Source organism: Okeania sp. SIO2C9 (assembly GCF_010672455.1).
Taxonomy (GTDB): Bacteria; Cyanobacteriota; Cyanobacteriia; order Cyanobacteriales; family Microcoleaceae; genus Okeania.
Map to the genome: position 1 here is coordinate 1 of NZ_JAAHGO010000150.1, position 9417 is coordinate 9417.

General features: G+C 36.1%; 8 protein-coding genes and 1 pseudogene. 5 read left to right on the plus strand and 4 right to left on the minus strand.

Annotated elements, in window-relative coordinates; translation table 11 throughout:
- The 3 genes and pseudogenes from F6K23_RS39260 to F6K23_RS39270 all read right to left on the minus strand — a co-directional run.
- Window positions 1-197 (minus strand): annotated as a pseudogene (locus F6K23_RS39260) (hypothetical protein); the annotation flags it as partial.
- Entirely contained in the window at window positions 190-1299 is a 1110-nt protein-coding gene (locus tag F6K23_RS39265) for an aldo/keto reductase (protein WP_293166444.1), read from the minus strand. The pseudogene F6K23_RS39260 and the gene F6K23_RS39265, both read right to left, overlap by 8 nt.
- A gap of 387 nt (window positions 1300-1686) precedes the next feature.
- Window positions 1687-2628: a DUF3768 domain-containing protein gene (locus tag F6K23_RS39270; protein ID WP_293166446.1), complete on the minus strand. Its 942-nt coding sequence runs from the start codon at window positions 2626-2628 to the stop codon at window positions 1687-1689.
- Between the two features lie 1843 nt (window positions 2629-4471).
- On the opposite strand from F6K23_RS39270, the gene F6K23_RS39275 reads away from it, so the two are divergent.
- Window positions 4472-4843: a hypothetical protein gene (locus F6K23_RS39275; RefSeq protein WP_293166448.1), complete on the plus strand. Its 372-nt coding sequence runs from the start codon at window positions 4472-4474 to the stop codon at window positions 4841-4843.
- Window positions 4844-5462: 619 nt separating this feature from the next.
- Window positions 5463-5642 (plus strand): hypothetical protein, encoded by a 180-nt coding sequence (locus tag F6K23_RS42645; protein ID WP_367267959.1) that lies wholly within the window; start codon window positions 5463-5465, stop codon window positions 5640-5642.
- Window positions 5643-6616: 974 nt separating this feature from the next.
- Here the strand turns inward: F6K23_RS42645 and F6K23_RS39280 are convergent.
- Window positions 6617-6952, minus strand: a complete 336-nt coding sequence (locus F6K23_RS39280; protein ID WP_293166450.1) for a hypothetical protein — start codon at window positions 6950-6952, stop codon at window positions 6617-6619.
- Window positions 6953-7053: 101 nt separating this feature from the next.
- Between F6K23_RS39280 and F6K23_RS39285 the strand changes: the two genes are divergently transcribed.
- The 3 genes from F6K23_RS39285 (at window position 7054) to F6K23_RS39295 (ending at window position 9175) form a co-directional block, all read left to right on the plus strand.
- Window positions 7054-7305, plus strand: coding sequence for a hypothetical protein (locus F6K23_RS39285; RefSeq protein ID WP_293166452.1), 252 nt, complete (start codon window positions 7054-7056; stop codon window positions 7303-7305).
- Window positions 7306-7770: 465 nt separating this feature from the next.
- A complete protein-coding gene (locus F6K23_RS39290) occupies window positions 7771-8277 on the plus strand; it encodes an HNH endonuclease (protein WP_367267960.1) in 507 nt (168 codons plus the stop codon).
- 496 nt (window positions 8278-8773) lie between these two features.
- A complete protein-coding gene (locus F6K23_RS39295) occupies window positions 8774-9175 on the plus strand; it encodes an alr0857 family protein (protein WP_293166456.1) in 402 nt (133 codons plus the stop codon).
- Window positions 9176-9417 lie beyond the last annotated feature (242 nt).

The following is a 9417-nucleotide window of genomic DNA, read 5'->3' on the forward strand; positions in this document are numbered from 1 at the left end:
CTCTTCCCATCTCCCATCCCCCCATCTCCCCATCTCCCCATCCCCCCATCCCCCCATCTCCCCATCTCCCCATCTCCCCATCTCCCCATCTCCCCATCTCCCCATCTCCCCATCTCCCCATCTCCCCATCTCCCCCACTCAAGAAAACGCGGACATGATATTACAGAGCGATCGCCACAACAACAACATTCAAACAACAAAGCCTATTAACTGGGGAAAGTAGGTAGCATCTAATGGAGGAATGCTAGTTAAGGCCAGATTTTCTGTTATATGCTTAGGAGATTTCATTCCAACTAAGGCCGAAGATAAACCAGGCACACTGCGAGTAAATTGGAGAGCGCGTACTGCATCTGTTTTCAGATTTTCGCCAAGGCCATGAATGATGTTTTGAGGAAGTTGCATGAGATTTTTAGCTTGGGCAATGGACGCACTGGCGATTGCATTAATACCCAGTTGGTTTGCTGCGGTAATAGCGGGTAAAATTTTACCCTCCAGAGGTTGAGTAGGAGTGATAACTGCTTCTGGCATTGTCAAGTTTACTGGCAGTTGAATGAATTGGAAGCGATCGCCTTTTCCACCTGCTACTTGTTGAGCGATAGATTTAGCTTTAGCTAAGTCTATATGTTTTGCATCTGTTGGTGGCACTCGAAAACCTTGCCAAGTAGCTATTCCATAAGCAGTTATTTTGCCAGCATCAGCAGCTTTTTCTAACACTGCAAAAACAGCTTTCAGACGACGATAAAATTCCTCTGGAGGAATAATTCCCAGTTGAGTTTCTGGATTATGTAAATAATAAATATCAATGGTTTCCACTCCCAAATTTGTTAAACTGCGCTCTAGTTGGTCTTGAATATATTCTGGATGCATACAGTGAATTCCTGCCACCATATCTGTTATTTGAATATTAAATTTGGGGTGATCTACATACTCTTGTTTAAACCACTTTTCTCTTGCTCGGTTAGGAATAAAACCGCCCTTGGAACAAATAATTAATTCTGATCGGGATACTGTTTGTGATTCTATTAACTTGAAAAGAGCTGCTTTCACACTCATTTCACCATGTTGAGAGCGATAATTAATAGCAGTATCTATTAAATTTATTCCGCTTTTTACCGATTTAATAATTGCTTCTGTGACTAAATCATCTGTTGCTGCATCTGATGTTCCAAGATATGTGCCGATCCCTATTGAACTCATTGTTAAACTATTAATTTCTCGGAAGTGTTCTCGGGTACATTCTGTTTGATGAAGTTGAGCATAAGACTTAGTTGCTGTTATTGTTGCTTTTCCTGAAATCACTATTTTATCCCTAATTTTTTTCAGTTATTAATATCTTGAATACTGTTTTCCATTGATTAAAAATCTATGTTATACCAGTTTGATAAATATTTGCTACAAATAGGTAGGCTATTTCTTAGGAGCACTGAGAACCGAGTCAGGTAGAGTCGCCGTCGGATTGACGACGTACAAAATAAATGGCTTCGATATCATTTTTTAGGTCGGAACTTATCTTTTTAGTCAAAGGGACATCTCCTGCACATGTCTTTTAATTGCCCAAATTATCCGTAACATTCTTTTTTTTAATGGTATTGTCCATAAATTAAACGCCAAAATAAGCCCTACCATCTACCACCTAAGAACTTTAACGTTAGTGCTACCCGAGCGGATATGAGAGCATTACTTCTTCTAATATTCATCAGCTCGTATTACCAATAATACTCTAGTAGTTTTATTGATATCTTCTGGTGCATCTGACAGCATAATCATACTTGTGTCTAGATAGTCAATTTTCCAAACATATTCTACACCATCCATTGTAACTTGACCCACATTATGTTCACCTCTAGGATCATTTTCTGATGTAAAATTAGAAAAATCTTGAATTTCTTTAAACAGTTGTTTTTGCTTTTTTCTTGGCAATGCTAATACTTGCCTACTCATTTTGTATTCTCCTAAACTTTTATCCCCATTTCTAAAGCGATCGTTTAACTTAGCTATTGTTGTTTTTTTTACTTGTTCTTCTGTTGTTCTATTCCACAATTCTTGAGCAGAATATGCTAAAGAATTGAATTTATCAAAGACATCTCTATCCCAAGATGAAACTGATTCAATTTTTGCTATTAAACTTGACCAATTTATTTGATTCTCAATTTTGATTGCTCTTTCTGGCTGAGATTTATCTTCTATTAAGAGTAGAGTTAAATATGGCATTTTTTGTAGTTTGTATAGAGGAGAAGGTAAAATATCTCCACCATAATGATTAATCCAGATGTGATAAATATAATCATTTCCAGATAACTTGAAAAGTACATATAATGGTGCAACAAATATAGAACCTACTTTTGTGATAAAAACTCCTGCTTTAGCAGTAACCTTTACAGAACTTTCTAAACTCCAACTTTTCCCAGGAGACACTTTTAATAAAAATAATGGTTCATAATCTGTTGTTAACCCTTTTCCTGTAGACAGAGGTAAAAAAATTTGATCTGTTCCAGAACGAGAACTAGTTAAAATCCAATTCCAAGTTGACGTACCTACTGGAGACTGACTAAATACCTTCAAAAAATCATCTGGTTGAGATTCAGGGCATTGTTTACGTTGATTTAAGAGTTGTTTATTTCTGCTCATTTTTGCTGTGATAGTTTGATTTTAAAGATTTTTTTAAGTTTCTAGATTTTTATAGTTAAGATTAACTGTGCCTGAATTTTTATACTTTGATTGGCACAAGAATTAAACTATAGAATAGCAACTTACCTCTTAAATTTTATAATAGCTTAACTACAGGAGAAAGAAGAAAGTAGAAAAATTAATTAAGATTTCAGTTGATTTTGGCTACTAGATTTTACGATGACCAGTTTTCTACCTGACTCTATGTTGAGTGTTTTGGCCAGAATGTCCTGTTGATGAACTTAGTTGAAGTAGTAAAGTTTTCTCTTAGTGTAGGTATTAAGTATGACACAGTCGATGCTAGATAAAAAATATGAAAATTGTGGAAAAATATGGGTTCAAATTTATTTAGTTGATTTAGGTCAGTAACATAACTTAAAACTTGATATTTTTATACATAGCTAAAACTTATAACTTAAATTTCATTTAATCATTTATAAATCATGGTATTTATTAATTGATTTTATGATTATTTGCATATAACTATTTTTAACTTATTTGTTTGATATATAATTGTTGATAAACTAAGATAAAAAAGTTTTTTGCTAAAGATAATTGCCAAAAACTTACTGGGATAAGTAATATCATGTTCGGTTGAATACTTATAAATAACTTAGCGAGTCCTCAGGAGTCAGGAGTCAGGAGTCAAGAGGGAAAAAAGGATAAAAATCAAGATAATTTAAGTATTTCAAGATAATTTAAGTATTTATTTGGTACTGTCAGTTCTGAAATTTTATTTATAACTGACCCGTCCGAACATGATATAAGTAATGTTTCAACAAAAATCTATATTTTATTAATGTAAGCATTTCCTGCGGAATGCTGCGCAAACAGCGGTCAGCTATTAGCTATCAGCTATCAGCTATCAGCTATTTTTTAGTTTTAGATCAAAGCTTTATTAATTAACAGGACTTACGCAAATTCATCTTGAAAACGCTATATGTAGGGGCGAATGGCATTTGCGTTCCGCAAAGCTCCGAATAGCACCCTTACTCGATTTAGCGTGTGCGTAAGTCCCGATTAAGTCATAATTAAATCTGACTACAAAAGCTGACTTTAAAGTCTATATTAATTTCAACCCCCTCTTGAAGGTTGGGATATCATTGCTGAAAGCTGACAGCTAATAGCTGTTTGCTTACTTCTTATAGAACCCATTTGATAGCTATATAATTATGGTAGTCAAGTCTTTTCGCGCATCAATGAGTGAGGAAAAATCATATGAAGGAGTGTTGAATTTTTTGTATGATCACGAACCCACATCTTCCCTCCTGTCTCCTGTCTCCTGTCTCCTGTCTCCTAGCTAAAAAAACTTGATATTTATGAAGATACGCTTAGGGATTCTATATAGATTGGCGATCTAGCAATCCTAAATCATTCGTGAATAGTCATTGTCTCAAACTTAGATACAGCAATAATATTTCTGGATAAATTTTACAAATAATTTCATATTGCTATATAGCACTACTTCTTAGAGCTAGAAAAATTTACTTTACTGAAAGGACACCTAAGCACCGGATCGGGGAAGACAAAAGATATCAAAAGTGTATTTGCGTAGTGCTATATTTGTTAAGATAAGGTACGACCTGCTACTAAACTTATTTTATATTTATCCATGATTATTTTTGCCCTGATGGTTATAATACCCCACTGTCACCCGCAGTGCCAATGGGGTTGGTGGGGTGAGAATTCCCATCAACCGTATTCTTAGTCCTACTGTATGTCGCTAATTCGATGGCTCCCATAACTAACTACTTTTTCAATTTTGAAGTGTCAAAATTTTGTATTAAATAGAAACTCAACTCTAATGGCAAATTTAAGTGGAAGTTGGCTAGGTACTTATTGGCAACAGGGAAATCCTACAAGATTTGAAGCTACTTTGATTCAAGGTGGTAATACTTTGAGTGGAAATATATTAGATGACAGTTATTTAGGAGAAGCTGTATTAAAGGGTGAAGTTATTGGACGCAAAATTAGTTTTACAAAGCGTTATCTTGCAAATTCACAATATATTATTTATTATATTGGAACTGTTTCTGAAGATGAAAATTTTATGCAAGGAAAATGGCAAATAGGTAGATATACTTCTGGAACTTGGGAAGCCAACAGAAGTAATGAAGACCTAATGATTGAGTTGAAAAATTTTCTGTCTAAAAAGTTGCCTGTGTCTTTGAGTTAATTGCTAATAATAGAGTTGTCGCTCAATCAAGGAAAAAATCACTCTAATCTAGACAGAGCAATAATTAAAAGCATTTTTGCCATCCAATAGCTACAATCTTTAACAGAACAAGGTTTTTGGGATTTTTTTAAGTTATAAAGCGATAAAGCGACAAGTCTAATATATAGTCAATATCAAGAAGTCGGAAGAATAAATAAAGAGAGATATATGTCTTCATTAATTGATAATTGATAATGGATAATTGATAATTACCTCGGGTTTTAACCGTTACGGAATTGAATATAAGGAAATATGATTTCTTTCCCAACGCAATCAACAGTGTGAAAACATTGAGAACCTTAAAAAAATCTACACTGAAGCAGGCAATCCAGTGGTGAGTATGGATACAAAAAAAAGAACTATAGTCATTTCAGTTTAGATTGAGACAAGTTTTTCTTACCTAGAAAGACTTTCAGCTGAAAAAGTGTCTGATTCTTATTCCAAATTACTATAATTGGAAACCTGTATCCAGAAGGAAAGATGTATACAACAGAAGAAATTCAAGTATTCGACTATGATTGGAAATCCCTGGCCATTGGAGTTGCCATTCCACATGGCTGATATGACCTGAAACTTAAAGTTGGTTATATATCAGATTGGCACTAGCGATGTAAAGAGCAAATTTGCCTGTGATTCGATTCGTTACTGGTGGCAAAACTATGGGGCACTCGATTATTCGGAGGCCAGTTTTATACTACTGCTATGTGATGGTGGTGACAGAAATAGTTCCCGTCAGTATCTGTTAAAACAAGATTTGTAAGTCTTAGTCGATGAACTGGGAATTGAAATTCCCATTCTTGAGCTAATCCATCCCTTACCACACCACAGGGAGACTAGAGATTAAGCAATCCCAGCAACTTTGGTAGCCAATTCCGCAGCAACTTCATTTTCTTAATTTTCTGCTTGCAAGTATTCCACCACTCCTCCCTACACCCGCACTAACCCATAAGTCATAAGTTCCCAGCTTTCTTTAAACATCTCTCACAACTGCTACCAAAATGTTCACTTTCTTTTTGTAGATGCGATCGCTAATCATCAACAAAAAGTATAAATTTAATTTATCAAAAAAGTCATTGAAATTGTTTATTCCTATAAAACTTACTCTGATTTTCTCTAAATCATTACAAAATATTTTACATACTTCCGTTGTTTCAGAAATTTGGTATCATTATCTGTACATAAGATATGTTGGTCTTCTTGTACTTAAAATTAAAAACTCCTATCTTTAAAAGACTGTAATTCAGTTTTTATGTTAAACATAAGCCCTATTATCTAAATTTTTGGCTAGGATGGATAACTTCAAAAAAACAAATTTTATATAAGCATAAGTACTTGAGTAATTGTAGCTATTGACAAATTAATTTTTATAAAGTAGGAATACGGCTATTCAATATTGAGTAGTTCACCAATCCTCAAAAAAAAATAAGGTAGTCCTGCATGAGTTTTGGTGAAGATATATATTTTTTAATTTCTCCCACACTCCCCATCTCCCCATCTCCCATCTCCCCATCTCCCCACACTCTCTCTACCATTACTATGCACCACCACCAAAAATAATTAATTGAGAAATCTGAGCTTTCAATCTCAGATACTTTATCAAGAGATAATATTTTTCATTTTTAAATTCTGCTTTTTAAATCTGGTGATGGGCAAACAGACAAATAAATAAATTTGGGCATCGTCATCTTTCATACTTCTCAATTGCCGATCACCCATCACCAATATAAATTTTAGTTAATTATCCATACTATCAATACTGAGGGGCACCATATCACCATTATTCGTAAGTCCTAATAACATCGATTCATTTGCTCGTATCACTTTGCCAGTAAGCACACATCGTTCCTCTTGTTGGGCTGTTGCAGGTAGACTAGCTCGAATATCCGAATGAGAAAACTGTGGCCGATAATCTCCAGACTTTTGCTGGACATAGTTCCAGAGGATATCTCGAATCAGAGCTTGATAGCCCTTATTATTAGCTAGTCTTTTCAACCTATCCTTTAACTCCCTTTCCAAACGAATGCTAGTAACTTGCATATCAGTAGTTGAAGTTCTGGGAATTGTGTACATGATTTTTTTTCTCCTTAAAATTTTTAGGTAGACATCTCTGTAATATTAGTGTAGTATAAAAAAGATTAGATTTGAAACCCCAACTTTTTGAGACCTTTCCTGTGAACCATTCATTTATTCAAGCCATCTATCGGTCAAAAAACAACCTATTTGAAGGTTGTGGGGCTATTTCATGGCTGATGTTGAGAACAATATTATGTGATGGAAATGACTTTGGCATTGATTATGGAGGTTTGGAGCTACTCGAAAAATTTAATCATATTTTTCAAATTGAAGGGCCAAAGATTAGGTCAAATCAATTTCTCAGAAGCGGGAGGTACAGACCAAAAAAATCTGTACAAAAGTCAGACTAAAAGGTATAAATATCTTTTTTCTAGCCCCCGCTTCCGAAGAAATAGAAGCAGGGGTTGTTAGTTTTAAATAAGACCAGGAAATAAAAAGATAAAATTAATTTTTGAATTCGGACAATTAAAAAGCATTAAGCAGTTCAGCAATCAGCGGTCAGCTTGGCGGAGACTGCTCAAACAGATACCTAATTATATGTGCAAATTTTTAGGCTGAAGTGCTGAAGTGCTAATAGTTGATAGCTAGTAGAAGAGGGCGGGAATAACTAACCAGTTACAAAATCCTAAAAGCCTTACCAATCAAGACTTTTGACTGTCTTGAGTGCGTATTACATTCTGAGGGGACCTCAGAATTACGCACTCGATGCATGACTTTTGACTTTTGACTTCCGCGTAGCGGCACCAGTTAATTGAAAAACCAGTTGCTATAAAAAATCTAAAATTTAAAATTTAGGAGGTAAAGCAGTGACCAGCATGACTCAAGTATTAAACCAATCTGTAGTCGTATTTTCTCAGAACTACTTACCCATGACCCGCGTAAATATCAAGCGGGCGATCGCTCTGCTGGTGACTGGCAAAGCTGAACCTCTAAATTTTGATAATGGTAGTGGCTGGCCTGTGCGTTCTCCTAGTTTGGTCTTATATGTGCCGGAACAAATTCGCCTAACGATGGCCTCCCAAGAACGGGTGTGGAAAGTCCCCCCAGTCAATCGTAGGGAAGTGTTAAAGAGGGATCATCACCGTTGCCAATATTGCGGGACTACTAAACGTCTCACCTTAGATCATGTGATTCCTCGGTCTAGGGGTGGTAAACATAGTTGGGATAATGTAGTTACGGCTTGCGAAAGGTGCAATGCAATGAAAGGTAATCGTACTCCTACTGAGGCAGGAATGAAATTATCACATCAACCGAAAACACCAATACATCCGACTATTGCATTTGCTGAACAGTTCTGGCGCGAACGACAACACGAGGTTTAGAAGGTTTTATTTTTTTACTGAAGCGGACCTAAAAAGTTGTCTATAAGTTTCGTTAGTTCTAGGAAGCAACTAGAGCTAAATTTTGATGTCGTTATTTTGAGAATAAATGATCGGAACGCTCGGAAAAAGGTCAAATAATTATCAAAATAATTGGGTCTAAAACCCCGCCTTTTAAGAGGTTGTCTGAGAAGTCCATCTAAGCCCCCGCGCATCCCCCACGCATTGGGGGACTTTTAGAAGCAAATTAACTCTTTCCCCCCAAAGTTGGGGGGCTAGGGGGGCAAAATTCAGTATCAAATAAGGCGAAATGTTTTTGGAGGGTTGCTCAAACATCCCTGCTACAAAAACAACTTCTGACTTCTGACTTCGTTAAGCGCCAGATATTTCTAACAAAACTAATTTCAATAACTGCAAAGAGTTTTGAGTTTTGAGTTATAGATTAATTACTCAATAACATCCGAAGCTCTTCCAATTAAAAAAGGAGAGACCACCGGGAATGCTAAAATTAACTTATACTGAATCTGGCTTTTATATGGAGCGTTTGGCTCAATCTCCCGAACAGTTGATAGTACTGCGGGTAATCTTGGCTATGCGAGTTGGTCAAAAAATTGTGGTTGAACCAAGTTCTGCAGCTTTTTTGCTACCTGTAAATTTACCTGAGTTGTCGATGTTGGAGATGGCTGTGCAAAAGGAGGGTGGAGATGATATTGCCCTTTGTGTTGCTGATGATGAGTTTATGGAAGTTAGTTTAGGAGGAACTTGGATAACTGTAGATCCAGAATATGAGAATGGAATTTTTATTACTGCATTGAGCGATCGCATTGAGTTGTTACTTTTTAAGTTGTGGCAAGCGACTGAGGCGAATGCGTCAGTGAGTCAGGAAGCAAGTGATTGTTGAAATTGTCAATAGACAATATATAGAACCCATTTGGTATCTATTTAAAAATAGAGGAGGAGATGGGGAGATGGGGGGATGGGGAGATGGGGAGATGGGGAGATGGGGAGATGGGGAGATGGGGAGAGGGGGAGATGGGGAGATGGGGAGATGGGTGTGATCACTCGCAATAACAACTATTCAAGCAGACGGTATCTTATTATATTGATGTTAGTATTGTTGAAATTGTTAATACTTTCACTACT